This is a genomic window from Chloroflexus sp. (assembly GCF_034431535.1).
Classification (GTDB): Bacteria; Chloroflexota; Chloroflexia; order Chloroflexales; family Chloroflexaceae; genus Chloroflexus.
The window spans coordinates 1-25,295 of record NZ_DAOUDC010000042.1 but is presented as its reverse complement, the minus strand read 5'-3'; the positions used below and the strand labels follow the sequence as shown (position 1 = coordinate 25,295).

At 60.3% G+C, this 25,295-nt stretch carries 22 protein-coding genes; all 22 read right to left on the bottom strand.

The window, feature by feature from the left end; all coding sequences use genetic code 11:
- Positions 1 to 40 precede the first annotated feature (40 nt).
- On the bottom strand, positions 41 to 1,075 hold the full coding sequence (locus U9R61_RS10115; protein WP_322488693.1) for a Gfo/Idh/MocA family oxidoreductase: 1,035 nt from the start codon (positions 1,073 to 1,075) through the stop codon (positions 41 to 43).
- Positions 1,076 to 1,104: 29 nt separating this feature from the next.
- The gene (locus tag U9R61_RS10110; protein ID WP_322488692.1) at positions 1,105 to 2,583 is read right to left on the bottom strand and encodes a sugar transferase; all 1,479 of its coding nucleotides are present in this window, start codon (positions 2,581 to 2,583) and stop codon (positions 1,105 to 1,107) included.
- An 8-nt stretch (positions 2,584 to 2,591) separates the two neighbouring features.
- On the bottom strand, positions 2,592 to 3,938 hold the full coding sequence (locus tag U9R61_RS10105) for an NAD(P)/FAD-dependent oxidoreductase (protein WP_322488691.1): 1,347 nt from the start codon (positions 3,936 to 3,938) through the stop codon (positions 2,592 to 2,594).
- Positions 3,939 to 4,017: 79 nt separating this feature from the next.
- Positions 4,018 to 5,112 carry a DegT/DnrJ/EryC1/StrS family aminotransferase gene (locus U9R61_RS10100; RefSeq protein WP_322488690.1) on the bottom strand — a complete coding sequence of 365 codons (1,095 nt, stop codon included), beginning with the start codon at positions 5,110 to 5,112 and terminating at the stop codon, positions 4,018 to 4,020.
- Positions 5,113 to 5,114: 2 nt separating this feature from the next.
- Positions 5,115 to 5,717: an SIS domain-containing protein gene (locus tag U9R61_RS10095; protein WP_322488689.1), complete on the bottom strand. Its 603-nt coding sequence runs from the start codon at positions 5,715 to 5,717 to the stop codon at positions 5,115 to 5,117.
- A gap of 33 nt (positions 5,718 to 5,750) precedes the next feature.
- Positions 5,751 to 6,116, bottom strand: a complete 366-nt coding sequence (locus U9R61_RS10090) for an EamA family transporter (protein WP_322488688.1) — start codon at positions 6,114 to 6,116, stop codon at positions 5,751 to 5,753.
- Positions 6,117 to 6,239: 123 nt separating this feature from the next.
- Positions 6,240 to 6,995: a glycosyltransferase family 2 protein gene (locus U9R61_RS10085; protein ID WP_322488687.1), complete on the bottom strand. Its 756-nt coding sequence runs from the start codon at positions 6,993 to 6,995 to the stop codon at positions 6,240 to 6,242.
- A gap of 146 nt (positions 6,996 to 7,141) precedes the next feature.
- Complete coding sequence (locus U9R61_RS10080; protein ID WP_322488686.1) at positions 7,142 to 8,359, bottom strand: glycosyltransferase; 1,218 nt, start codon at positions 8,357 to 8,359, stop codon at positions 7,142 to 7,144.
- Positions 8,356 to 9,588, bottom strand: coding sequence for a glycosyltransferase family 4 protein (locus U9R61_RS10075; protein WP_322488685.1), 1,233 nt, complete (start codon positions 9,586 to 9,588; stop codon positions 8,356 to 8,358). Before U9R61_RS10075 ends, U9R61_RS10080 begins: the two co-directional genes overlap by 4 nt.
- 4 nt (positions 9,589 to 9,592) lie before the next feature.
- The gene (locus U9R61_RS10070; protein ID WP_322488684.1) at positions 9,593 to 11,086 is read right to left on the bottom strand and encodes a hypothetical protein; all 1,494 of its coding nucleotides are present in this window, start codon (positions 11,084 to 11,086) and stop codon (positions 9,593 to 9,595) included.
- A gap of 18 nt (positions 11,087 to 11,104) precedes the next feature.
- Entirely contained in the window at positions 11,105 to 12,628 is a 1,524-nt protein-coding gene (locus tag U9R61_RS10065; RefSeq protein ID WP_322488683.1) for an ArnT family glycosyltransferase, read from the bottom strand.
- A 409-nt stretch (positions 12,629 to 13,037) separates the two neighbouring features.
- Positions 13,038 to 14,792 (bottom strand): B12-binding domain-containing radical SAM protein, encoded by a 1,755-nt coding sequence (locus tag U9R61_RS10060; protein WP_322488682.1) that lies wholly within the window; start codon positions 14,790 to 14,792, stop codon positions 13,038 to 13,040.
- Positions 14,740 to 15,273, bottom strand: a complete 534-nt coding sequence (locus U9R61_RS10055; protein ID WP_322488681.1) for a hypothetical protein — start codon at positions 15,271 to 15,273, stop codon at positions 14,740 to 14,742. The genes U9R61_RS10060 and U9R61_RS10055 overlap by 53 nt, the downstream gene beginning before the upstream one ends.
- 14 nt (positions 15,274 to 15,287) lie before the next feature.
- Positions 15,288 to 16,523 carry a glycosyltransferase family 2 protein gene (locus U9R61_RS10050; RefSeq protein ID WP_322488680.1) on the bottom strand — a complete coding sequence of 412 codons (1,236 nt, stop codon included), beginning with the start codon at positions 16,521 to 16,523 and terminating at the stop codon, positions 15,288 to 15,290.
- Between the two features lie 66 nt (positions 16,524 to 16,589).
- Positions 16,590 to 17,321: an acyltransferase gene (locus U9R61_RS10045; RefSeq protein WP_322488679.1), complete on the bottom strand. Its 732-nt coding sequence runs from the start codon at positions 17,319 to 17,321 to the stop codon at positions 16,590 to 16,592.
- Positions 17,322 to 17,491: 170 nt separating this feature from the next.
- Entirely contained in the window at positions 17,492 to 18,574 is a 1,083-nt protein-coding gene (gene wecB / locus U9R61_RS10040) for a non-hydrolyzing UDP-N-acetylglucosamine 2-epimerase (RefSeq protein ID WP_322488678.1), read from the bottom strand.
- A gap of 3 nt (positions 18,575 to 18,577) precedes the next feature.
- On the bottom strand, positions 18,578 to 19,537 hold the full coding sequence (locus U9R61_RS10035) for a transferase (protein ID WP_322488677.1): 960 nt from the start codon (positions 19,535 to 19,537) through the stop codon (positions 18,578 to 18,580).
- Positions 19,538 to 20,104: 567 nt separating this feature from the next.
- Complete coding sequence (locus U9R61_RS10030; RefSeq protein ID WP_322488676.1) at positions 20,105 to 21,562, bottom strand: polysaccharide deacetylase family protein; 1,458 nt, start codon at positions 21,560 to 21,562, stop codon at positions 20,105 to 20,107.
- 11 nt (positions 21,563 to 21,573) lie between these two features.
- A complete protein-coding gene (locus tag U9R61_RS10025; protein WP_322488675.1) occupies positions 21,574 to 22,917 on the bottom strand; it encodes a fatty acid--CoA ligase family protein in 1,344 nt (447 codons plus the stop codon).
- A 25-nt stretch (positions 22,918 to 22,942) separates the two neighbouring features.
- Positions 22,943 to 23,647 carry an SDR family oxidoreductase gene (locus tag U9R61_RS10020; RefSeq protein ID WP_322488674.1) on the bottom strand — a complete coding sequence of 235 codons (705 nt, stop codon included), beginning with the start codon at positions 23,645 to 23,647 and terminating at the stop codon, positions 22,943 to 22,945.
- Positions 23,640 to 23,963 (bottom strand): hypothetical protein, encoded by a 324-nt coding sequence (locus U9R61_RS10015; RefSeq protein ID WP_322488673.1) that lies wholly within the window; start codon positions 23,961 to 23,963, stop codon positions 23,640 to 23,642. The genes U9R61_RS10020 and U9R61_RS10015 overlap by 8 nt, the downstream gene beginning before the upstream one ends.
- Positions 23,964 to 23,970: 7 nt before the next feature.
- Entirely contained in the window at positions 23,971 to 25,170 is a 1,200-nt protein-coding gene (locus U9R61_RS10010) for a LamG domain-containing protein (protein ID WP_322488672.1), read from the bottom strand.
- Between the last annotated feature and the right edge of the window lie 125 nt (positions 25,171 to 25,295).

Sequence of the window (25,295 nt, the reverse complement as noted above, 5' to 3'; positions counted from 1 at the left end):
GGGGACGGGCGGGTTTCAAACCCACCCGCACACCTTACGCCTACATCCCTACGGCCAATGCACGCTCGATCAATCCTGCCGCCGGTTGCTCGCGCAAGCCAACCTCGACAATCTGATTGGCGATTGCTAGCGCCGCCACCCCTGCCTCACCGCTAACGACCGGTTCGGTGCCGTTTCGCACCGCTTCGCAGAAACTGCGCAGCTCTTCGTACAGCGGTTCGCGCCGCGGCACCTTCAGCCGGATGCTGCGCCCCTCGCTGACCCCAATCAGCGCCAATTCCGGCCACGCCCGCCCTTGGCACGAGTCGTTCTCGTAGAAGGTCAGGTCTTGGGTGAGGTAATTGGCCACGAACATCCCCCGCTCACCGACGACGCTCAGTTCGCGGATTTTGGTCGGCGTCAGCCAGTTAATGTCGAGTACGCCGATCATGCCATTTTCAAACCGCAGCAGCGCCGAGAGCATGTCTTCGTGGCTCTGGTGCAGGTGACGGTGCAACTCGACATGCATCCGCGTGATCGGCGAACCGATCAGGTAGTTGAGAATATCGATCTCGTGCGTCGCGAGATCAACCACCACGCCGACATCCATAATTCGGGCCGGGAAGGGGCCGACGCGGCGTGACATAATCTGGAATAGGTTGCCTAACTCGTGGTTGTTCAATTGCTCTTTCAGCGCGATGATCGCTGGGTTAAACCGCTCGATGTGGCCAACAGTGAGGATCACGCCTTGCCGCAGCGCTGCTTCGATCAGCATCCAACCCTGCTCGACGGTCGCGGCAATTGGTTTCTCAATCAGCACATGCACGCCATGCCCAATCACCGTGCTCGCCACCGCAAAGTGGTATTTGGTTGGCACCACTACTGACACGAGATCGAGATTCTCGCTGCTCAGCATGTCGTGGTAATCGGTATAGACGTGACAACGGTAGATGCTGGCCAGACTGTTCGCAGCCGCGAGATTGGTGTCACAGACCGCAACCAGTTCGACCCCCGGCATACTCGCGTAGACGCGGGCATGGTTGCGACCCATGCTGCCAACTCCGATCACCGCTGCACGTAGTGTGCGTTGTTCCATGGCTCCCCTCCCCGTGCTATGACATATGATCAATAGGCCCCTTCGCCCTTCAAGAGCGCCGGGATGGTGCGATAGATGATCAACAAATCCAACCAGATCGAATAGTTGCGGATGTAGTGCATATCGAGCCGGACGCGATGCTCATAACCGAGATTGCTCCGCCCGCTGATCTGCCACAACCCAGTCAAGCCCGGTCGCACGGTCAACAAATTATGCTGCCAGCGTCCAAAGTGATGCATCTCGCTGGCGGTGATCATGCGTGGCCCGACCAAGCTCATCTGGCCCAGCAACACATTGAAGAGTTGCGGAAGCTCATCAATGCTCGTGCGGCGCAAAAAGCGACCGATCGGCGTGATCCGGGGATCATCCTTCAGCTTTCCGTGGGTGTGCAATGTTTCCCGCTGTTCCGGCGTGAGGCGCTTATCGCCGTCAACGTACATGGTGCGGAACTTGAAGGCATCGAACTCGCGGTAGCCGACCCCGATCACACGCCGGCGGTGGAAGATCGGGCCGGGACTATCGAGCTTAATCGCGATGGCAACCATCAGAAACAGCGGCGCGAGCAAGATGAGTCCAACCAGTGCCCCTACCCGATCGATGATCGTCTTTCCGATCGCATGCAAGCCGGTAATGCGCGTCTTGTTGAGGCTCAAGAGCGGCACCGCGCCTTGCTCGCGCACCTGTACGCCAATCGTGAGCAGGTCAAACAACCCCGGCGCCAGCCGCACTTCGAGTTGGTTCAGCAGATCCATGGCGCCGTTGACGTTGATCAGGCGTTCGCGGATCAAGTTGGTATCGGCAATAATAATCGTCTCAACATTTTGCTCTTTGACCAGTTGCGCAAAATCAGTGGTTGTCCCCAATACACGCGCCTTGCCGGCAATCACTTCACTGCCCACCGGCAACCGGTCATCAATAAAGCCCACAATCTGCGCGCCGGCCCGTTGCTCGGCCAGCAACTGCTCGGCAATTGCCCGGCTCTCTTCCGTAGCGCCAACCAACAAGACGCGCTCAAGCAGATGGCCGCGTCGCCGTAACCAGTACACGATGCGGCGAAAGCCGAATCGCCACGCGATCGTCAAACTAAACGAGAGGATCCAGCTCATCACCAGCCAGCCACGGGCCACGACAATATCCGGGAAGAAGAAGGTGAGCATCACGACCAACAGCATTCCTTTGCTGGCGGCGTTGAAAACCTGATTGTATTCGTGGGTGCCGTTGAACAGGGCCATGCTCTGGTACAGTCCATGCATCGCAAAGAGCGCGATCCAACCGGGCACCAGCATTGCAATCAAGAGACTATAAAACTCTGGTTGCATGGCGCCTTCGGCGAAGATGGGCAAGTTGGTGAAGAAGCGCACCGCATACGCGAGCAGGAAGCTCAAGGTAATCACCGCTGCGTCGCCCACAATCAGCGTGCCGGTCAGCGCTAGCCTCCGGTACGAGATCGCCTCGCAGTTGGAATGGGTGGCGGTTGGTTTGGTTAGCTCAACACTGGTCAGGCTCATACTTCACCTCAGGCGAGTGATAAAGCGGCTGCCGACGGCTGCCGGGTAACGATCGGCTGGATCTGTTCTGCTACCGAGCGCGCAAAGGCACAGACCGATTCGCCATTGGTGAGTTGCGGGTAGATTTGGCCGGTATTGGCAAGGAACAGACCGTGAATGTCCGTGGCGATCGGCGGGATCAAATCAGTTGCGCCAATCGGGTGAATCGGTTCCACATACCGTTCCCGCCCGATCCGGATCGCAGCGATATCATCATCACGCAGATCGGGGAACATCTGCCGCAGATAGCCGAGGAAGACAGGCCGCAATTCATCGTCAGGCATGCGGGCAAACCGGCTGTCGGCGGCGACGTATTTCGGTAGATAGACGAGGTGATACCCGCCCACATACTGCGGATCGATCAAGTTGGTCGTCTCGATGACGCCGGTGAACGGAATGCGCTCGTCGGTGATATTGAGCGTGTAGTAGGGCGTCAGCCGGCGGCGCAGCACGACCAGCATGCAGACGATGCCCAAAAAGCCGTCGAGTTGGCCCCACCACGCTGATACGGCTGCCGCTTCCGGCGGCAACAACTGGCGAGCAATCGGGGTTTGGGCCGTAATCACCACATGGTCGGCTGGGATTTCGTGACCATTGACAACTAACCCGCTGACGCGCCCATCCTCAACCTTGATCGTGTCAATCGTCGCGTTCAGCTCAATCTGGCCGCCGCGCTGCCGGATTGCCGCCGCTAGCGCATCGATCAGCTCTTGATAGCCGTTGGGCAGGTAGCACATCAACTCTTGGCTGCCGCCTTTGGTGCGGGTATCGGTCGTGCGCACCAGCCGCGACCAAATGTAGGTGGCCGGCACTTGGCTGAAATCGCCGTCGAACTTGGCCCGCAGCAGCGGCGTCCACACATGGCGCACCGTGCGTTCACCGCTCAGGCGGGTGAGCCACTCGGCGACCGGGAGTTGTTCGAGACGGCGCCAGTCTTTGATCTGGCGGCAGGCGAGAATGGTATAGGCAAGGCGTAGGCGATCGATCAGGCGCAGCGGCGGAAAGCGTAGAAACTCGAGTGGCGTTGACATCGGGTAGATGTTGCCGTCGTGGTAAAAGCCCATCTTGGTCGCGGTATAGCGCAAGCGGCTGCGCAGTCCAAGCTCATCGAACAGGTTCATGAGGGTACGATCGCTGCTGAGGATTGCGTGATAATAGCGATCGCACGCCATCCCGCCAAGCTCAGGAAAGCGCGTGCGGCCCATGAGTCCGCCAAGCGTGCTGGCGCGTTCCCACACCCGCACCGGTGTGCCGCGCTTGAGCAGCTCATAGGCAAGGCTGAGCCCAAGAATGCCGCCGCCGATAATATCGACCATTGATTGCATCTCCCTTTCTTGACCTTGTTGCCCCTCGCCCGCCGCCAGCAGCGGCAAACGGTCTGGTGTTACGACGTTGCTATGCAGCCACCGGCTCGTTCACCGTCAACGCATTGACCGCCGCCGCGATCTGGTGTAGCTCGTCGTTGCTCAACGCCGGATGCACCGGCAAAGCGATAATTTCGCGCGCCACCCGATCAGCTACCGGGGTTTCAGCTTCAATGCCCAATTTGCGGTATAGCGGTTGTTGCGGGATCGGCAGTGGGTAGAAGATCGCCGTGCCGACGCCGGCTGCGTGCAGTTGTTTGATGGCCGTGTCGCGATCACCTACCACCCGGATAGTGTACTGGTGGAAGACGTGCCGCACATCGGGTTGGACAAAGGGCGTAATTACGGCTGGGTGGCGAATCTGTTCGCTGAGAAACGCGGCGTTCGCGATCCGTTGCGAATTGAACCGATCGCACTTGGCCAATTGGGCCCGACCAATCGCCGCCTGCAAGTCGGTCATCCGGAAGTTATAGCCAAGCAGTTCGTGGTAGTAGCGCACCCGGCTGCCATGGTTGCGCAGTAACCGTAACCGTTCGGCAATGGCCGGATCATTGGTCGTGATCATGCCCCCTTCGCCGCTGGTCACGTTTTTCGTCGCGTAGAGCGAGAAACACCCAACCCCAAAGCTGCCGACCGGTTGGCCGCGGTAGGTCGCGCCAATCGCTTGCGCCGCATCTTCGATTACGGCCAGATGGTACCGCTGCGCCAACTCCATAATCGGCGCCATATCAGCCGGTTGCCCGTAGAGATGCACTGGCATAATCGCCCGCGTCCGCGAGGTGATCGCAGCAGCGATCAGATCGGGATTGATGTTGTAGGTGTGTGGATCGATATCGACGAACACCGGCGTCGCGCCAGTCATCAAGATGCTGTTGCCGGTAGCGATGAAGCTGAATGGCGTCGTGATCACTTCATCACCCGGCCCGATATTGTGGGCCAAGAGCGCGAGGTACAGCGCAACGGTGCCATTCATCACGGCAACGGCATGGCGCGTGCCGCACAACGTGGCAAATTCGGTCTCGAACCGCTCTACTTCTGGCCCTTGCGCGATCATGCCCGACCGCAGCACAGCGAGGACGGCCTCTTCTTCTTCACGCCCAATCAGAGGACGGGCAACCGGGATCATAGCTAACCTCCTACTGCAACTGTCTGCAAGATTGCCGGCTGGAGCGACAGTTCAATCTGCTGGCCCAAGTTGACCGCCAGCGCGTGGCAGATGGAGCTGTGAATGTCTTCCACTTGCGGCATCACGTGGTTGTTGATGTGCAGACCGATCTGGGCAATCTGGTGCAGGCGCCCGCCGTTGAAACCGGTCAGGCCAATCGTGACAGCGCCAACCTCATTGCCCCACTCGATGGCGCGCACCACGTTCGGCGAATTGCCGCTGCCCGAAATGGCGACGATGACGTCGCCATCGCGATAGAGCGCCTTTAATTGCTCGACGAAGACATCGGCGTAGCTTTGATCGTTCGACCATGCAGTAATGAGGGGTACATTGTCGGTGAGGGCGATCGCGCGCACCCGGCGCGCTGATGATTTGATCGTCCACTTCGCCAAATCACAGACAAAGTGCGAGGCAGTCGCGGCGCTGCCGCCATTCCCGCACACAAAGATGGTGGCATCGCGCTCATACGCTGCCCACAGTGCATCAGCCACCTGTTGCAGCGACGCCTGCGGCAGTTGCTCAAGCGTCTGGCGGATTTGGCTAAAGTATGACGTGAGTATGTCCATGATCCTCCCCCCATGCGGTAATGTGAACGATAGCTAGGAACGTGCAACCATCAACATACCGGCGCAGATCACAAGCACGCCGGCGGCGCGCAGCGGGTTTACCTGTTCGTGCAACACGAGCCATGCCAATAGGAAGATGATGATATGGTTGAGACTCACGAACGGGTAGGCCACGCTGAGTTCGATTCGCGAGAGGGTGATCAGCCAGAAGAAGGTGCCAATGCCATAAATGAGCAGGCCGCCAATGACCATCGGCGAGGTGACGATGCGCAAAATAATGCTGGGAGTCGCGTCTAAGGTCAGCGCCAATGGCCCCATCGCGCCCATCCCCTGCTTTAGCATCATCTGACCGATCACACCCAGCGCAGTGGCGATCAAAATCAGCATAATCGTGCTCATAGCCAGTTTGCCCTTTCGTGGCGTTGGTTGCTCGGTTTCCGCGGCGTCTGCAAGTGCGGTCGTTACAATTGTGCGTTCTTCCACCTGCTGCATGCGTTTCTCCCATCATCTCGCAGTCGTTGCTTAGTGGCTGCGCGGTAGCGCTTTAGTTCGCGGTTGCGCCCCTAACCGGCGGCGCAGTATGCCGGCCATGTACCGGAGGTGGGTTTTCGTGATTTGCCACACCCGCGCTTTCGATTGCCCGTACTGGCGCACCCGCAGGGTGGTGGGGTATTCGGCGACGCGATAGCCGCTGAGGAGCGCTTCAACTAACCATTCAGTCACCATCAAAAAGCCGTCGGCAGAGGTGGTGACCCGTTCGATGACTTCACGCCGGCAAGCGCGGAAGAGGGCAGTGTAGGTGTGGATGCGCGGATTGACCAGCACGCGATAACAGAGCGAAGCGGATTTGCTGATGAAGACCCGGTAGGTCGGTACGTTCTCGATCCTGCCGCCTGCGTGGTACGGCGACGCTGTCACCAGATCGACATCGGGCGTGAGCCGGTCGAGCAGCGCCGGGATCTCGCTGAACGGGTAGGTGCCATCACTATCGCAGGTAACAATTACATCACCCGTGGCATGCGCGAAGCCGGTGCGTAAGGCGGCCCCTAAGCCGCGATTGGTGGCGTGATGCGCAATGACCGTATCGGGCCAGCCGCCAAAGGTCTGTTCCAGTAATTCGCCGGTGCCGTCACGGCTGCCATCATTAACCAGCACCAATTGGATCCGCCCGCGCTCGCGGAGGGTGACCAGCGCCTGTGCGAGCCGCTCGCGCATTACATCCATGCCTTCAGCTTCGTTATAACAGGGAATCACAATCGATATGTCGTATCCCGTCATGACTTTCTCCTCAGTAAACAGGCGCTAGTGATGAGCGAGAAGGTGATGTTGAACAGAAAGCGCTACTAAATGCCATTCAAATTATCTGTGCATGAGCTAAAGATGCTCTGAAGATTAGTGTGGAAAAAATGAACATTTTTTTATCGCTAGTAGTGATACAGTGATGTGCCGGCTGAAGCGTAGACGGCTTCCAGCCGGCTCACACTCTGCTGCCAGTTGTGGTGGCGCTCGACGTACAGCCGCCCCGCTTGCCCAATCGCAGCGCGGCGCTCATCATCATCGAGCAAGGTGAGGATGGCGTGGGCGAAGCTGCCGGCATCGCCGGCCACAACCAGATCGTGTCCGGGTTGCGCGCTGAGCGCAACCGTCGCTTGCCGGGCGGTAATGACAGGGGTGGCGGTGGCCATGGCTTCCAGCACTTTATTCTGCACCCCGACGCCATAACGAATCGGTGCAACCGCCAAGGTGGCTTTGGTGAGGTAGGGGCGGAGTTCAGGGACAGCGCCGGTCACGATGACCCGCGGATCGCGGGCATAGGCGCGCAGGCGCGGCCCCGGCTCGGCCCCGGCCAAGGTAACGGTCACTTCGGCCCGTTTGGCCCATACCAGCGGCATAATGTCTTCAATCAAGTAGCGGGCGGCGGCCTCGTTCGCGTGATAGCTCATCTTGCCGGTGAAGACAAGGTGATGCGGTTGGCGCGGGCCGGTGTAGGCTTGAAAGTAGGTTAGATCAACCCCGTTCGGCACGACGATGATCGGGCTGCCTCCCGGACGGTCGAGGGCGCGGCTGAGGGTGCGTAATGCCCAGCGGTCTTCCGCCGATGTCACCGCGATTGCGGCGAAGCGATGCGGGTAGGCGGCTTCGTAACGCCGGGTGCGGGCCAGATCGATCAGGGCGCGCAGCCGGCTGCTCAGGTTGGCGCCGCGCCGTAGCGTGCGCTCGAATAAGAGGGTGATGCTGTCAACGGCATCGAGCACGGCGGGAGGGCCGTCGCCGCATTGGTGCAAGGCGGCGCGGACGATCTCAGCCGCGCGGAGGTGTTCGATGTGGATGACGTGATGTTCACCCTGCTTGATTTCGTGCGCAACTGCTGCGACCATCGCTGGGGTGAGGCAGTGCGCCGTTTGCAGTGGTAATTCGCTTGGTACGGCGCGCATATATGCCAGCAGGTGATCGGTGCGCCGTACCGGCACCGCTACCACTCGCTGGCAGATCGCGCGCAGTTCGGTGAGGGCCGCCGCGTTGTCGGCGGCGCACACCAGCGTAATCGCATGCCCGCGTTGGGCTAAATGCCGGATGAATTGGTACGGGCGCACGCGGATCGGTGATGGAGTGTAGGGCGCAACAAACAAAATGTTCATCATCGCTGCCCCGCTGGCAGACTATTGGCTCGTTGCAGCGCCGTGGCGTACAGGTGATCGATTGCCGGGCAGACTACCCGCCAGTCGTAGCGTTCTTCGGCGACGCGCCGCCCTTGCACGGCTAATCGTCGCCCTAGTTCCGGATCGCGCAGGAGCCGGATCAACGCTTCGGCAAACGCCTGCGGTGTGTCTCCCACTAGCAGGTGTTCTCCCGGCGTGAGATCAATCCCTTCGTACCCGATGGTCGTTGAGACGATCGGCAAGCCGCGAGCTAAAGCTTCCAAAATCTTCACCCGCATGCCGCCGCCGGCATGTACCGGCACAATCAAGGCTGCCGTTCGTTCGAGGTATGGGCGCGGATCGGCGACGTAGCCGGGTACTTCAATCGCGGGATCGGCGGCCAACTGGCGCACCGTCTCCGGCGGTCGCGAGCCAACCAATGCCACCCGTGCCTGTGGTACGGCTTGCCGCACTAAAGGCCAGACTTCGCGGGCAAACCAGAGCACGCCATCGACGTTGGGCGGCCAAAACATCGTCGCCATACTGAGGATCGTATTGGGCGCGCTGTGCCGTTGTACCGGCGCTTCGCTGCGCGCATCAATCGCGATCGGAATGATCGCCGTGGGCGGCAATGCGACCCCAGCGTCGGCGGCGGCTAGCTTGAGAAACGCATAATCCGGTTCGCTGACCGCCAGCATGCCATCAAAGCGCGCGCACAACCGCGCCTCGGCCCGTCGCAGACGACGCGCTTCGATCTGCAATCCGATCCGCCGGATCAGATCAGACCGGGCCGCCATGCGGGCGACGATCGTCCACACGGCATTGTGTTGATCAATGATCCGCGCCCCTCCCGGTAAATCAACCGCAAAAGGCGCCATATTGAGCTGGTCGGCATGAATAATGTCAAAATGCTCACGCGCCGTCAGTAGACGCAGCAACTGGTGCAGTTCCGGCGAGGCGTCGCGGCTGAGAATGAACGACTCGCCGGTGAGGGAGCTCTTGAGTAAAAAGTGCGCATCTTTCCAACGCGAACGCTGAAACGGCACCGTGTACACGTCACGGCAGATCCGGCGGAGCGATTCGGCATGCGCACGCTCTTGCTCGTTTCGCACGAGCGATACCAGCGTGACCTCGTAGCGCTCGCACAGGTACTGCAACACGTTGTAGGTCTTGATCTTGGGTCCGCTGTCGGGCGGGTAGGGCGCGATCAGCGTCAGCATCAAAATACGCATGAGTTCACCTCTGGGCAGGCGGCGCCACGGGTGTGGTTGGCGGTGTTGCGGCTAGGCGTGCAGCCGTGCGCTCGGACGCTTCCAGCGGGTGCAATAAGATGATGGTGCCGGCGACCAACCCGGCGAGCAGCGGCAATAAGCTGGCCGCTCCCTCAAGTTGCAAGACCATGCCGGCGTTGCGGGCAATATCGCCCTGTTGCCATGCCGGAATCACATACTCGCGCCATGTGGCCCGAATGGCGTCGCTGGGGAAGAGCTGGGTTGCGGTTGTCTCCATCCAAATGAGGATCAATGAGACGCTGAGCAAGCCGAATGCGCCAAGGCGCCACCCGATCCGGCCCCAGCAGTGCCCGATCAAGAGCGCCGCCGGCAGGGCAAGGAAGGGGAGCAGCGGCACCATGTAGCGCGGCCCGGCGGCAAATCCGCCCCACCACATAATCGACGACCCGTAGAAGAGCAGAAAGGCCAGTGGCACCAGCACCAATACCCACCACTCGGCCCGCTGCTCGCGCCGGCGCCAGCCGATCCAGTAGGCCGGCAACGCGAGCAAGAGCCACGGCGCGCGGAAAAAGAGACCGCGGAACTCGCTGAAGGTCAATCCCCAGATGGCCTCCCATTGGGGCGACGTGAGGCTCATGAAACCGGTGTGGTGCTGCTCTTGCCAGAGCGCGGAATAGGCGTAGCCAATAGGCCATGGCGTGCCAAAGGCGGCAAGGTCATAGCTAATCAACAATGCTCCCGGCAACGCGCCTCCCGCTGCCATCGCTGGCAGCCAGCGCCAGCCGCGCCGGTAGAGCACGTACAACCCGATAATGGCGGCTGCCGGCGCTGCCGGGTATTCGCTGATCACGGCCCAACCAAGCAGCAGGCCAACCAGCGCACCGCTGGCCCACGGCGACCAGCGCGCCGGTGGCGACCACGCCAAAGCGAAGGCGGTAAAGAGGAGCACGGCCACTAATTGGTGGGCGTAGAAGTTGCCGGCGTACGGCGCGGCGCTGGTGGCTAACCCATACCCCAGCGTGCCGATGCTGGCCGGTGCCGGCGCCATGCCGAGCCGTTGCAGCACTAGAAAGAAGAATCCGCCGAACAATGCCGCCGGTAACGCTATTACGACCAGCGTGAGCAGGTACTGCACCAACGCAAACCGGATCTTGTCAGCCCGTAAGCCGCTGCCATCGGGGTTGAGCGTCTCTTCAAACCGGCTGCCGATCCGCTCGAATTGGGCTTGCACCGGCGATGCATCAAACAATGGCCGGATAGCGGCGTAGACCGGGATGCCGAGAAACGACAAGCCCGGCGGTTTATCGGTGTAGGCGTGGCCGTTGTAAAGCGCATAGTCGCCGGTATTTGCAACATAGCGATCAATTTTTGGCGTGCCATCGTCAACCAGAGCCAACACTAAGTTTAACCGCGAGTTCTGGTTCCAATCTGACCAGCGCGGTAAGACGTAGGCATAACTGAAGAACAGCAGAAAGACGATCAGCCAAAAACGACGCATAGCGATCCTTTCGTCGGGTTATGGTTCCCGTCGCTGCCACAGTGTGTACGGTCCGGTGCTGTAGATGATGGTGTACTCACGCGCTAAAGTATCGACAAGATAGATGCCGGTATACGCGCTAAATGGCCCGGTCAGCACGTATGGCGGCTGGGCAGCAAGGCCATCGTAAGCCACCGGCGGCCCGCCCAACCATGCCTGCCGCACCGCCGGATCAAGCAGTTCGGTTGGCACGTAATGGTAGGTGTGGTCGGTGAAGGTAGCTAATTCCGGTTCCCATGTCTCGATGATGCGGTCAGTGGGAACGGTCTGGTTGAGGAACGCCGCCATCCGGTGCGCTGAATCATCGGGCGTAAACACCACCTGTGCAGTCAGGCTCAACGAGAAGCCAATCACCAATGCTAGATATGCGCCGGCGGCTCCGGCCAGCAGTGGTTGCCGGCGTCGCCAGAGCCAACCGATCAGGTCGGCGATCATCCGCGCCACTGCCGGCGCGCCGAGAGCCACTGCCGGGAAGGCGTAGCGCGGCCAGCCGAGCGATATAAGGTACCACGCCAGCCAGAGCGCCGCCAAGAGGGTTGGCGCCAGTTCGGCGAAGGCAGCGGTGCCTCGACGCCGGCAGCGCCAGAGGCTGTACACCAGCGCCGGCACGAGCAAACCGCCGTACACCTGCACCAGATAGCGCATCGCACGCAGGATCGCTTCCAGATCAAACACAAAGATGGCGCCGCCGGCTGCTTGCCGGGTCTTAGCGAGATTGGCGCTGAAATCAGCCGGGCCGAGGAAGGCCAGCATGATCAACAACCAACCGGCAAACATACCACCGGCAATGATGGGCGGCGCTAAGCGCAACCACCAGTCACCCACCCGGAAGTAGCGCCAGTCGAGCAGGGCCAGCAACCCTAAACCCGGCGCGACAATCAACGCAAACTGGTTTTTGGTGATCAGGGCCAGGCCAAAGCCAACCCCGGCGAGCAGCGCGTAGCGCCGGCGTAGCTCCGGCTGAAAGATGGCTACCGTGTACGCCAGCAGACCAGCTCCTAGCCACGCTATTCCCGGCACCTCACCCAACACTTGCCGGCCATATTCGACCATGCCTTCAAAGCCGCGAGTGCGTGAGGCGAGCAGTAACAAAATCGTCAGCAGCGCCAAGCGCCCCCCGTGCAGGCGGCGGGCCAGTTGATAAAAGATCAGCAGTGCAGCCAAGAGGTATGCTACGATCACCAGCCGCGCCGGCAGCAGATCAACCCCAACCACTGCAAAGACCGCCGCCACCGGTAACATCACTGTCGGCCCGACCCCGATCGTCGGCCCAAAGTAGCGAAACCCTTCGCTGCTGATGTCGGCATAGACCCCATAGCGCACCAGCGTCTCTGGCACGTGCAGATGCGATCCTTCATCGAACCACGTGCGGGGCGCGTAGGGCAGGTTGATCAAGGCGAGCATCGCGATGAGAACAACGACGATCAATGCTGTAATCCGCTCGCCATAGTGAATAAGTGTGGTTGGCAAGCTTCGTGGTTGGGTGGCGATGGGTTGATTCATACTCCCCCGCTGCTAACGTCAATGGCGTCCGGCGGTATTGTGCTCGGCGGCTCTGGTGGCGGCCCAGAACGCTGCGCGCTGCGGTGCTGTATTTCCCCTCTTCTGCAAGGTTGAGGAGCGGGTAGAACATGTGGTCGAGTGAAACCGTTGAACGCTGTGCAATGCCTCAACGCTTGGCGCTGCGCTCCTCTCTCCTGCGCCGGTGGGAGAAAGGCTGGGGGTGAGGGCCAGCAGTCTGCGCAGCAGGCTTCATATCCCTAGCCCGGCCCTTTAGGGCCGGGTGCCGGATGAGCGGTTCCGTCCACCCTTCTCCCGTGATAGTGAGATAGGGGCTGAAGGACGCGGCGAATGCCGCGCATACCGTTACAGTATCGCCCCTCTCCCACCTTGTGAGAGAGACGGAGGTGATCTACATCATGCCGCTGCCGCTCAGGCGGCGCAGACCTTCATTGCGCAAGCTGCCGCCGATCCACTTCAGATGGTTGACGCCGATCTGCCAGAGCTGGCCCCACGTTTCGGGGTTGGATGCGCCCTTGAGGAAGGTCATGATCGGGCGTGGCCTCAGTGACCACTCGCGCGCCGCTCGCTTGGCCCAATACTCCAGATCAGCCGAGCTGAGGTGCGGGTAGTTCAACACTGTGTGGGAGTACATATCGTAGTCTTCCCACTGATTCATCCGGATCCAGCCGTTGGCTACCGCTTCGTAATAGAAGGGCGTGCCGGGGTAGGGCGTAGCGATATGGAAGAGGGCAATATCAAGCGGCAACCGCTTCGAGAGGGCGATCGTCTGCTGAATCGTCTCGACCGTCTCACCTGGCAGGCCGATGATGAAATAGCCCCAGTTCATAAGCCCGGCCCGGTGGCTGGCGGCAATCGTCTCTTCGATCCGCTTGACGGTAGTGCCCTTGCGCGCCCGCTTCAACACCTCTTCGCTGCCGCTCTCAAGGCCCCACGCGATCATGAAGCAACCGGCCTTGCGCATCAACCGCAACTCATCCTCATCAACGAAGTCAACCCGGCTGTTGCAGCTCCAGCGCAGCTTGATACCCTCTTTGATAATTGTGTGGCAGAGATCGTAGACAAACTCCTTCTTGACCGTAAACAAGTCAGCTTCGAAATGGATGTGATGCATGCCCATCTCTTTGAGCATGATCATCTCTTGCAAGACGTGGTGCGGGCTGCGGTGGCGCACACTCGATTGATAGGTCACGTGCTTGATGCAGTAGCGGCAGCCGGCAGGGCAGCCGCGGCTGGTGAGCACGAAGGTGTAGGGACCGCCGACGATCGGCACTTTGTAGCGCTGCCACGGCAACTGGTCGTGCAACGGGATGGGCAAGGTGTCAAGATCTTCAATAAATGGTCGGTCAGGATTGATCTGCACCTCGCCGTGCTCGTCGCGGTAGCCGACGCCGAGTGTTTCGCGCATGGCTTTGGTGATAATCTTGGGATGCACACCGAGAAACCGCCCGCGCGTGGTCAGATACGAAGCGTCAGGGAAGGGCAGTTTGCGCCACGGTGCAGTGAGATCGGGGTTGCCGACCGGCACCGTCTCATCGGCATGCTCTTGCTGAACCACGCGGTCGATCGTGCGGATGACATCAACAATGGTCAGCTCTGGTTCCCCGCGCACCACGATGTCAAGCGTCGGGTAGGCTTCGAGCGTCTCGCGGGTCATCGGCGTGACGTGGGTGCCAATCGCCATCGTGATGGTACCCACCGCTTTGCCGATGAACGTCGTCCGCATGTCGTTCGTCAAAGTGGGAGCCGTCGCGTGGATGATCATGTAGCGCGGCTTCTTTTCCCACATATACTTCTCGAACGACTTCCAATCCATCATGAGGCCAATTGCATCGATCACCTCGACCGTGTAACCGGCCTCTTTGGCAACTGCGCCGATTTGGGCCAACGCGGTTTGCGGCCAGATAATACCGTCGCGGGTGCGCCGGCCAACGCGGGCGATATCACGCAAGAAGAGATCACCGTCGGGCGATGGCGGGTTTAACACCAGCACATCAAGCCGGGGCGTCTTCTCGCGCGGCATTTCAACAAAGCGGATCTCACCGGCGCGTTCGTTAGGCCGGGCCGGGGCGACCAGCTTAATGCCGGTCGGTTTATCGCCTGGTGCTTGTTTGCGTTGAGTTGGCGTCGTTTCCTGCTCGCTCATGGTTCTCCTCTTGTGGTTTTGCATCACGTGATGCGGTAGTGCCGCTTGTTGTCGTATTGGTGCGGGCAGGGTAGCAGCGGCGGAATGCGTTCATCATAGACGATCCGAACGAAAGGTACAGACCGTGAAACACCATCAGAAAGGTGATCAGGACGAACCCCGTATTGATCACTGGGCCGACGATGAAGTGCAGCGGCCGATTCCAGTGGGCGATTTCCAAGCCGAACAGCATATCGATTGCGTGATGAAGTTCGCCAGCCACATGTTTTTCGTATTCGTACCCGATCCCAAATAGCAGCGCGCTAAACAGCCAGACGGCATTAGCCCGTAATGGTCGCCGATAGAGCTGGATACTGAAGAACAGCGCCGCTGCCAGTGTGACCATAATCGGCCAGTTGTGGCTCACCAAGACGATCAGATAACCGATCACATAATGAGTCTGGCCGAGGTTCTGTTCACTCCATACGTAAAACTGTTCCACGTTCTTGCCTCGCGCTAGGCTATTTGCGCTACCGGCTCAACCGGCGTTGTCAGCGGTGTATATGTCCAGTTGAGATCGGCGGCTTGCTCGCTCTCGCGCCGGCTCAGTTCGGCCAAGACTCGCGCCAGCCCCCACGCGCTGACCAATTGCACTCCCATCAGCACCAGCATCGCGCTGACTACCGGCGCGAACCACGAATTAGCTAGTACCGGATTGGTCAGATCAAACGCGACCGCGGCAATGTAAGTGGCGATCCCGCCAAGGATGGCCAGTAAGCCCAACCACCAGTAATGGCGCTCGATCCGGCGCCCGTTGCCGCGCTGGCCAAACAAGCCCTGCCGGATGGCGCGCTTGTGGAAGAGGGCGACCAGATAGCTGAACGAGGTGCCGGTGGTGTAGAGAGTCACACCGGCGACGGCGAGCACTAGCGCGCCGAAGAGCTGCGGGAATGACCAGCCGGACAGTAGCCCTAGCCCGATCCCGATGCTCTGCCCCAGTGTGATCAGCAAGGCTAATACCAGCAAGGCCAGCCCGACACCGCCAAAGATCCGCACCGGGTTATAGGTCAGCGCCGTCCAAACGATCGATTTGGTAAAGCGCAGGCCATCGCGAATCACGTGGAGCTTGCTGCGACCCGACCGCTCTTTGTACGGGATGGGCACTTCAACCATCCGCAACCCTTCGTGGAGGGCGCGGGTGCTCATCGCCGGGGTGAAATCGAGGGTGTTGGGCAGCGGGTAGATGACCGGCAAGATGGAGCGGCGCAACACGCGCTGGCCGCTGGCGCTGTCGCTGATCCGCACGCCGGCTACCAGCGAGAGCATCGTAGCGAAGATCGTGTTGCCGATCCGGCGCACCAACGGCATCTCGCTGTGCGCGCCCGCCATGCGGCTGCCGATCACGATGTCGGCGCCTTCCAGCGCGACTTTGCACATCTGCGGGAAGTATTCGGGCGGGTAGGTGCTGTCGGCGTCGAGGAAGCCGATCAGCTCGCCGCGCGCTTGACTGAAGCCGGTCTTCAAGGCGCCGCCATAGCCGCGATTCTGCTGCCGGATCAACCGCACCCGGTCGCCGAAGCTCTGCACAATCGCGGCGGTGCGATCCTTCGAGCCATCGTCAACCACAATGCACTCGAGATCGTCAACGCCAACCTTTTGCAATGCCGGCCTGATCGCCAAAACTCGTTCGACAATGGCTGCGATCCCGTCCTCTTCATTGTAGGCCGGTATCACAACGGAAAGCGTGGTCATGTCTTCCCCCTCCCTTTGGTCGCACACGTGCAACCCTACTGGACGCACCGTCGTGCGCCTCGCTGTTTAATACACGGGAATTGCCAATTGTTCGATCGGTAACGGATCGGTGCTCAGATTGCGCACCACCCGGGCTGGATTGCCCACCGCAATGCAGTAATCGGGAATGTCTTTCGTCACCACTGCGCCCGCGCCAATCACGACATTCTTCCCAATCCGCACTCCGTCGAGAATGATGGAGCCGCTCCCGATCCAAGAGCCGTCGCCGATGCTGATTCCCTGTGCGGTGATGCCTTGGGCGCTGATCGGGCGAGTCGTATCGCTAAAGACGTGATTAACCGCTAGTATTTGCACGAGCGTCCCCAGATAGACATCATCGCCGATGGTAATACCGCCTTGACCGCGTAGAATGCAGCTCTCGCCGATGAGCGATCGCCGTCCGATGGTGATATGGCTATGGGGGAGATTGCGAAAGTTGTAGACGTGGAGAATGGCGTTTTTCATCACCATGCTTTCGGCACCGATGGTGATGCCACCCGGACAAGCGTGGAGGTAGACGCCATGATCGAGGTATACTCCCGTCCCTAGCCGCACATTGCTGGCAAAGCGGATGCGCACGCCGTCTTCAATGGCAGCGATGCCGTCCATGTGTATCATAGCGCGGTAGGCGATCGCGCGGACGCCAATTCCGATCACGCTCGGTATCCAGCCGAACATACTCTGCACGAGCTGTTCGGCAACGTACCGTGGCAGAGAATTGGCTTGCCGGCTAAGGTAGAGCTGCAATCGATCGGTCATGGTTTGTACTCATCCGCCCACACATCGTTATTCTAGGTGTTGCCAGCATAACTGGCAGGTCTGAACTTTGACTAACTACTGATAGGCGTGGGTATGAAAAAAACGTAATGAGGAATCTGAAGCGACGTTGCATTGTAACGTCGCTCTGAAGAGCCTGCCAAGCGTGGTTGCTACTGCGCGTATGCAGCCATAATTGCCACGGCTCGCTCGGCGGCCCCGCTGATAATCGGCGAGCGCGCCGCACGCAGGCGAGCGAGTCCAGCAGGACTGAGCCACGTCGCGGTGCCTGCGAGTATACTCTCATAACGGTTGCCGATCAGTACCGCAACCCCTGCGTCAACCAGATAGCGCCATTCGGTCTCGTTGCGCACCAGCAAGATCGGGGTACCGAGCACGGCGGCCTCTTCTTGCAACCCACCTGAATCGGTGAGCAGGGCTTGGGCCGCTTGCACGAGGCAGAGCGTGTCGAGGTAGCCAAGCGGGCGTGTGGTCAGGATCCGTGGTGAGAGCTGCAACCCTTGCCGTTCCAGTGCTGCGGTGGTGCGCGGATGCACCGGGAAGACGATCCGGTGGCTTTCGGCGAGTTCGTTGAGCACGCGCACGATGCCGGGTAGCACCGCCGGTTCGGTGTTCTCGGCCCGGTGCAGAGTGAGCGCGAGGTATTCGCCCGGATGGAGTTCTAATTGGGTTAAGATCGCGCTCTGTTTGGCCCGCTCACGGTGCAGCAGCGCTGCGTCAATTGCAGTCGAACCGATCACGTGAATACGCTCCTCCGGCAACCCCTCCGCGCGCAGGTTGTTGGCGGCAATCTCGTCGGCGGCCAGCAGAATCTCAGCAATATGATCGACAATGATCCGGTTGAGTTCTTCAGGCATAGCCCGGTTGAACGACCGTCCTCCCGCTTCGAGATGCACCACCGGAAAGCCGAGTTTCGCCGCGCAGAGCGCGCCGGCCATGGTCGTGTTGGTGTCGCCTTGCACCAGCACCAGATCGGGCCGTTCTTGCAGCAAAATCGGTTCGAGCCGGGCCAGAATGCGCGCCGTCTGTTCGCCGTGCTGGGCCGAACCGACGCCGAGGGTGTAACGCGGCGCTGGCAAGCTCAGCTCCTCGAAGAAGATAGCGTCAACTTCGTAGGAGTAGTGCTGGCCGGAATGCACCAAAATATGATCGAACCGCTCCTCCAGCAGCGGAATGAGTGGTGAGAGTTTGATAATCTCAGGTCGGGTGCCGAGCACGGTGAGGACACGAGCCATAGCTTACCTCGCTTCGTATTCGAGTTGGATGCCGTAGTATCGCTGCAAGAAGGTGCAGAGCGAATCGAGCGGCGCGGCGTGGCGCGGACTGCGTCGGTTGGTGGTCAGGTCGAGCCACAGATCCGACGGTGGCCGCCAGTTGCGCCGGCAGATCAGCCAGATGGCAGGGTGGGTGGGATCAACCGCCGGCACGTCACTTGCAGCCGGCGCGATCGCAATCTGATAGGTCTGCCGTCCGGCCTGCACGAGCGGGTGGGGCTGTTCGGCCAGCACCCGTAGATCGCCGTGCGCAGCCGCCAGCGTCACGAAGTGGCACATCATCTGCCCGGCGATTGCGTCGAGCCGGCGCGGGGTGATGGCGCGTTGCATGCGGCTCATCGCGTTGATCACCCGCGCCGGGTTGCCTTCCACGATCGAATCGGGCGGGATTTCGCCGCTCACCACCGCGCGCGAGTTCACAAAACTGTTATCGCCGACCGTCGCGCCGGGATGCAAAAAGACCCCGGCGGCGCACCAGACCCGGTTGCCGACCATAACTGGTGCGAAGCGCACCCAGTAGCCTTCAGTGTACGGCAAGAACGAGCCGTGGGTATAGACCATACACCGCGCGCCGAGCGCACTCCAGTGACCGATCCGTACCTCTTCTTCGGTGTTGATCAGCGACTGCGGGCCGATATAGCTGTGATCGCCGATGCGCAAGCCATCAGCGCCGTACACCAGCGTAAAGCTACTGATGATACTGTAGCGGCCAATACTGATGTCGCCGCCGCAGTTAATCACCGTTAGCGCGCGGATAGCGCTGTAGTCGCCGATGCTGATATGCCGGCCCATCACCGTGGCGAACCAACCGATCGAAACGCCGCGCCCGATCTGCGCACCGCAGCAGATGCGCAAGATCGCCGGCTTGGTTGCCGGCGGCGCGATGAAGAGCACGATGAAGATGATGGTGCGATACAAGTTCATAAGGATACCATATCTGTCATTGCGAGGGAGTTCAGGGACACAGCGCCGCTGTGTCCCTGAACACATCTGCAGGCGAGCTGCCCACGTTCCCTTACGACCCTTCCGGTTGCGGGCGAGCCGCCTGCGCTCCACATAGGTGCCGGGGCGCGGGCCGCCGGCTCGCAAGCTGCCCCGTTGCTCGGCTCGCAATGATCGGCCAGTCTGTCATTGCGAGGGAGTGGCGGCTCCCCGCACAGCGGGGGCCGCCCGACCGAAGCAATCTCCTGCTGGAGCGGCAAGCATGTCTGAGCGGTTGCCTCCCGTGCTCGCTGGGGATGGCTTCGCCGCCTTCGCTATGTCATTGCGAGGGGGCGCAGCCCCGAAGCAATCATCTCCCGCTAGAGCGGAACCGCTGCTTGTACGTACCGGGTGCGGGCGAGCCGCCCGCGCCCCTCCGCTCGGATCGCAATGACAAGCGGCGAGCGGCAAGCATGCCTGTACGCATTGGCTGTGGACGAACCGCCCGCGCTCCCCTACGACCCTTCCAGCTGCAAGCGTGCTGCCCGCGCTTCGCCGGCATTGGCGCATTCACGGCCCTAACCCCTCGCTCGCTGCCGCGATCTGCGCTGCGCGTTGCCACCAGTGTTTGGCGATCGTTGCCGGCGTGGCGAACCAGACTCTCCCTCGTGCGGCCAAATCTTCCCACAACGCACGGTAGGTTGCCGCCCATCCCGGAAACAGCTTATCGTCATAGACATAATCATGCACGTCAACGAGCAGTAAGCCACCCTGTCTCGCCACCGTCTCGCGCAGCTCATCGAGCAAGGTTTGGCGATCGCCGGGATTAAACGGTTTCTGCCCAAATAGGTGGTCATCCATCCAACCAGTGGGCAGTTGCAGGGTGCGAATCTCACGGCGCAACCCGCGGTGCCATGGGAAGAATGGCCATACGCTGCTGCGCCGCCAACCAAGGTAACGGTTGTGGGTCAGCGAGGCATCGTAGCGAAAGCCGACCTGCTCGTGCATCAGCAAGGTCTGTTCGGGTTGGTGCGGGTCAAGGTGCCAGTAGTGGTGGCGGTTGCCGTCAACTGGCTGCCCGCTGGCCGCAGCGAGACGAGCGCGTTCAGCGGCAAAGAGCGTGCGGTCGGTGTAGGCGCGATAACTCGCGTGCAGCCCGATCTCCCAACCCGCTGCACTGAGATCTTGAAACAAAGCCCGAAAGTGAGGCGCTTGCACGTCGTAGAAGGGATCGGGCAGGCCAGTGGCGTATTCCAACAACGAGCCTTGGCGAGCGACGAAGTAAAACGCCGAGCGCGCCCCGATCCGCTCTTCAAGCTCCATCCACGAGCGAAAGTGCCAGTGCGTGCGGCGTCCACTGATGACATCAACCGCCGCGCCGAGACCGCGTGTACCTTGCCGCAACAGAATGCGCAGCGGTTCGAGCCAGCGCACCACTTCCGGGTAATCGACATCGTGGCCGCAGGTGGCGGCGAGTTCCGCCCCATTTGGCCAGCGCGGCAGGCCGGGTGGCAAGCCGCAGTGCTGGAGCAAATCGGCTAGCCAGCAACCAACCGCCGAGGCTAAGGCGTGGCGCAGCAGGCCCTGCTCGATCATCGGTGTGCCGGTCAGGTCGCGGTAGCCGTGTTTGACCGTCGGGTATTGTTCCTCTTCGTAACCGCTGAGCAGCCAGAACGCGGCGAAGATGGGGTCGTCGGGAATATGCAGCGTACCGTTGCTGGTTGTTGGCTGAGCATCGGCCTGATCACCCGCCAACAGCGGCAGCTCATACCCATCCCACTGCTTCGCGCCAAGCAGGTGCGCTTGGGCCGGGTTGGCCCACCGGTCGGGCCGCGCGTGGATCACGATCTGGGCCGGCGGGGGTTGGGCCGGCCCAGCGGTGTACGCAATTGTCACCCGCTCGCTGTCCCACGGTTGTTCGCGCCAGCTGTACCCTATGCCAGTGAGCAAGGTGCGCCAGATGTAGCCGATCTCGGCGCGATGCGCCGCTAGCGATGGATCAATGGTAAGCGTGATGGTTGGAATCATGGTTTGGATGCTTACGCTTTCCGCATCTTCTTAAATCGGGCGCTGTGCTGTTCGTTTTCAGTGATGATGATCTTGACTGGAATCTTGTACGGCGCTAACCGGTTGCGGCAGAAGGCGCGCACCCGTCGCTTAAACTCGTTCGGGTCTTCTGGCTCGAACAGGTTGAAGCGAGCGGTGACGATCTGGCCGGTGATTGGGTTGCTCTCACCTACCACTGCCACGTCTTTCACATTTGGCACTTGCAACAGCACGCTCTCGACCTCTGCCGGGTAGACCTTCTGCCCGCCGACGTTGATGATCTCGCTCCGCCGGCCCAAAATGCGGATGTATTCGCCATCAACTTCGACCACATCCTGCGTATTCATCCAACCCTCTTCGTCGAACGGGCTCGGTGCGTTGAGGTAGCCGAGCATGGCCGATTTAGCCCGCACCCACAGCACGCCCTCGACGATCTTTATCTCGAAGCCTTCGCCGCCGACTTTGACCCATAGTGAATTGGAATCGCGTGACTTCGAGCGTAAAATGCCGAGCTCTGAGAGGCCATACGTTTGTAAGAGCTGCACATTGGGGAAGAGGTCGTGAATCCGGTGCAAGGTGCTCTCTGGCATCACCTCGGTACCGTAGGTGATCAGCTCAAGCGACGAGAGATCATAGCGCCGGTAGGCTTCCGCAATCAACAACAAATTGAGAAAGGTCGGCGACGTCGGCAGGGTTTGCACCCGGTGCGTCTCGATGGCGCGGCAAACGACATCGGGATCGCGCGATTGCACCGCCACCACTGTGCCGCCGTTGGCTAGCGTATAGAAGAGCGTATTGATCCCGCCGATGTGGTCGAGCAGTAAAAAGGTCAGTGTCACCCGGCGATGGCGCGGCACTTGGAACTTCTCTAACAGCGGGATGAAATCGTGCAAGGCAGCCTTGCTCTTGCCGGTCGAGCCCGACGAGAAGAGCACCAACCCCGGATGGCCGCGTTCGATCAACTGACGGGTGAGCGGATTGGTCACGGCAACGGCACGGCGCTCGATCCGCCACTGATCATTGTCGTCGAAACTGACTACAACCTGCACTTCGGCGATAGCCAGAAACTCGTCGCGCTGCGCAGCAACGCTGCGGGTCAGCGGCACGACAATCGTGTTGCGCTCGATCAGGGTCAAGAGCAAACTCACCGCATTCGGCGAATAATCGCCTTCGATCGTCACGACATAGCCGGGGCCGACATCGTGTTGGTCGAGTGCCGCGTGCCACGCTTGCATGCGCGCTAGCAGGTCACGGTATGAGTAAGGATGGTCGTTCCAGACAATGGCCGGGTGATCGGCCCACTGTTCCATCCGTTCACGAAGCCATGTGATGCTCATAGCAGCCTCCATGCGGCAACCGGCGTCAGCCGCCGCCGCCGAGATAGATCACTTGGCCGGTGATATAATCACTGGCCGGATTGGTAAAAAAGTCAATCACATGGGCCACATCGGCAAAGGTGCCAAAGCGCCGGATCGCAAGCGTGTCGATGATATGCTGCAACTTCTCGCGCGGCACACCCCGGATCAGATCGGTCTCGATAGGTGTTGGCCCAATCGCGTTGACTGTGATCCCAAAGGGCGCAAATTCGCGCGCCAGCACGCGGGTCAGCATTTCGACGGCGCTCTTCGCGGTGGCGTAGAGCGCCTCTCCCTCAAGCCGTAGCGGCACTGCGATGGTACTAAAGTTGACGATACGACCATAGTTGTGCCGGCGCATCAGCTTGGCCGCTTCCCGGCAAACCAGAAAACTGCCCAGCACGTTAATGTTCAACAGGCGGCTGGCCGTTTCTCCCGGCGTCAGCATGGCATGGTTCATCGCCGCAATCCCGGCATTGTTGATCGCGATATCAAGCCGGCTATGCCGGCGCTGAATGGCGCTCAACATCGCTTTGACCTGCCCCTCGTTGCTGACATCGACTTGATGGTGCGTGTAGCCGGGCAGTTCCCAATCGACTGCGCTGCGCGCGCATCCTTCAACCAATGCGCCGCGTTGCAGAAAGTGCTCGACCAGAAAGCGCCCGATCCCGCGGCTGCTGCCGGTAATCAGCACCACTTCCTGCTCAGTCACGTCCGTGCTCCTCGATGATCAATTGATCGAGGTAATCAACCAATGCCCCAACGCTATGGAACGGACTGTTGCGCTGCGACATCGCCCGATCATCGGCTAAGGTCAACGTCAACCCATACTCTTCTTCGAGCCGTTGCTCAAGATCGACCACCATGGACACGAGCGCCAAAGAATCGAGCAGTGCTCCCTTGCCGAAGAGGAGCGTGGTCTCGTCAATCGTTTCCGGCAAGGGACGTCCGCTCTGTTCGAGCACGTCGCGCAAGCTGGTGATGACGAGGTTGGTGAGGTTTGTTCGGTTAACGGGTAGGCTGGTCATACGCTGGTTACTCCTGTATCGATGATGCTTGTACGCTATGCGAACAGCTGATCAGAGGTATATAGATACGAATTTCTTGGTCGTCTTCCGGTGGCGCGCTCACTGTTGTTAGCGTAGTGGTCGGTGTCGTAGTGACAGTGCTCACCGAGGTAGTGGTGGCGGTGTTCATCGGGGTAGTGGTGGCAGTAAGCGCCGGGGTGCTGGTGTCCGTAGGTGTACGAGTAGCCGTAGGCGCCGGGGTGCTGGTGTCCGTAGGTGTACGAGTAGCCGTAGGCGCCGGGGTGCTGGTGGCAGTGGGAGTGATCTCGCCGCCAAACGGCGTATCGGTTGACCAGTGCTGGGTTGGGTCGCCATCGCGAGGTTTGAGCTCGCCGGTGCTGATTCCCCCCGGTGCGCTGTCGGTGATAACCGTTCCCGCACCTTCATCAAACCGGTAGAAGGCCACAGTATCCGCATCAACCGGATGCGGCGCGGTTGGGCGGAGAAAGGCGTCAGTATAGCGCACAACTCGCGAGAGGTGGAGATCGTCGAGCAAGCCGTTGTAATACCGGCTGCCGGGGTAATCGTGCTTTTCGGCTCCCAGCACCAAGAAGGGGTCGCTAGCAGGGTACGCAGTGGTGCGATTGAGCCGGTAATCGATCCGTCCGACTGGGCCGGCAAGAACTCGATCGGGTTGGCCATCGACAAACAAGCGCACCTGCCCGTTTTCGGCACGGGTGATCGCGATGTGATGCCATTGCCCGTCGGTTACGATCGTAGTGCCGGTCAAGAGACGGTCATCGCTGCCAACACTCACCCCCACCGCCAGCCGCTGATTGCAGATAGCGACGCCGTAATCGCCATAATCGCCGGCGCCAAACACATCGCGGTCGATGAGGATATTGCCAGTATACCAACCGCCGGGACAGGCCGGGGCAGGGTTGTTGGTAGCCGTCGCTTTCATCCAGAACTCAATCGTGAATGTACTACTTACATTGACAGGATACGACGTAGTAAGACGGCCACTAGAGTCGATCAAACCAAGCGGAATCTTAACACGATCATGATCGGTAGCGCCACTTCCGTAGAAGCGTAGCGATGAACCTCGCTGTGCTTGCAGTGGTTTAACCAGATTCTGCATGTCGAACAACATCGTAAGGCATAGCAGCCCAGCCAACATGAGTTTGAACGTGGCTTGGTTGAGATAGTATCCTTGGAGGGTCTGCATCCCTTACCTTCCTCCTTTACGGTGCTGCCGGCGTGGTTGATGTTACCCAGAGGGGGTCGTCGGCATCAGTGTTGGGGGTGGTGCCAAGGGTCAAGGTGCGATTATTGCCGGAACGGTCGGTGGTG

What these genes read in the sequence shown, in the direction of transcription:
- U9R61_RS10115 (WP_322488693.1), bottom strand. Translation starts at nt 1,075, where the DNA reads ATGGAACAACGCACACTACGTGCAGCGGTGATCGGAGTTGGCAGCATG.
- U9R61_RS10110 (WP_322488692.1), bottom strand. Translation starts at nt 2,583, where the DNA reads ATGAGCCTGACCAGTGTTGAGCTAACCAAACCAACCGCCACCCATTCC.
- U9R61_RS10105 (WP_322488691.1), bottom strand. Translation starts at nt 3,938, where the DNA reads ATGGTCGATATTATCGGCGGCGGCATTCTTGGGCTCAGCCTTGCCTAT.
- U9R61_RS10100 (WP_322488690.1), bottom strand. Translation starts at nt 5,112, where the DNA reads ATGATCCCGGTTGCCCGTCCTCTGATTGGGCGTGAAGAAGAAGAGGCC.
- U9R61_RS10095 (WP_322488689.1), bottom strand. Translation starts at nt 5,717, where the DNA reads ATGGACATACTCACGTCATACTTTAGCCAAATCCGCCAGACGCTTGAG.
- U9R61_RS10090 (WP_322488688.1), bottom strand. Translation starts at nt 6,116, where the DNA reads ATGAGCACGATTATGCTGATTTTGATCGCCACTGCGCTGGGTGTGATC.
- U9R61_RS10085 (WP_322488687.1), bottom strand. Translation starts at nt 6,995, where the DNA reads ATGACGGGATACGACATATCGATTGTGATTCCCTGTTATAACGAAGCT.
- U9R61_RS10080 (WP_322488686.1), bottom strand. Translation starts at nt 8,359, where the DNA reads ATGATGAACATTTTGTTTGTTGCGCCCTACACTCCATCACCGATCCGC.
- U9R61_RS10075 (WP_322488685.1), bottom strand. Translation starts at nt 9,588, where the DNA reads ATGCGTATTTTGATGCTGACGCTGATCGCGCCCTACCCGCCCGACAGC.
- U9R61_RS10070 (WP_322488684.1), bottom strand. Translation starts at nt 11,086, where the DNA reads ATGCGTCGTTTTTGGCTGATCGTCTTTCTGCTGTTCTTCAGTTATGCC.
- U9R61_RS10065 (WP_322488683.1), bottom strand. Translation starts at nt 12,628, where the DNA reads ATGAATCAACCCATCGCCACCCAACCACGAAGCTTGCCAACCACACTT.
- U9R61_RS10060 (WP_322488682.1), bottom strand. Translation starts at nt 14,792, where the DNA reads ATGAGCGAGCAGGAAACGACGCCAACTCAACGCAAACAAGCACCAGGC.
- U9R61_RS10050 (WP_322488680.1), bottom strand. Translation starts at nt 16,523, where the DNA reads ATGACCACGCTTTCCGTTGTGATACCGGCCTACAATGAAGAGGACGGG.
- U9R61_RS10045 (WP_322488679.1), bottom strand. Translation starts at nt 17,321, where the DNA reads ATGACCGATCGATTGCAGCTCTACCTTAGCCGGCAAGCCAATTCTCTG.
- wecB (WP_322488678.1), bottom strand. Translation starts at nt 18,574, where the DNA reads ATGGCTCGTGTCCTCACCGTGCTCGGCACCCGACCTGAGATTATCAAA.
- U9R61_RS10035 (WP_322488677.1), bottom strand. Translation starts at nt 19,537, where the DNA reads ATGAACTTGTATCGCACCATCATCTTCATCGTGCTCTTCATCGCGCCG.
- U9R61_RS10030 (WP_322488676.1), bottom strand. Translation starts at nt 21,562, where the DNA reads ATGATTCCAACCATCACGCTTACCATTGATCCATCGCTAGCGGCGCAT.
- U9R61_RS10025 (WP_322488675.1), bottom strand. Translation starts at nt 22,917, where the DNA reads ATGAGCATCACATGGCTTCGTGAACGGATGGAACAGTGGGCCGATCAC.
- U9R61_RS10015 (WP_322488673.1), bottom strand. Translation starts at nt 23,963, where the DNA reads ATGACCAGCCTACCCGTTAACCGAACAAACCTCACCAACCTCGTCATC.
- U9R61_RS10010 (WP_322488672.1), bottom strand. Translation starts at nt 25,170, where the DNA reads ATGCAGACCCTCCAAGGATACTATCTCAACCAAGCCACGTTCAAACTC.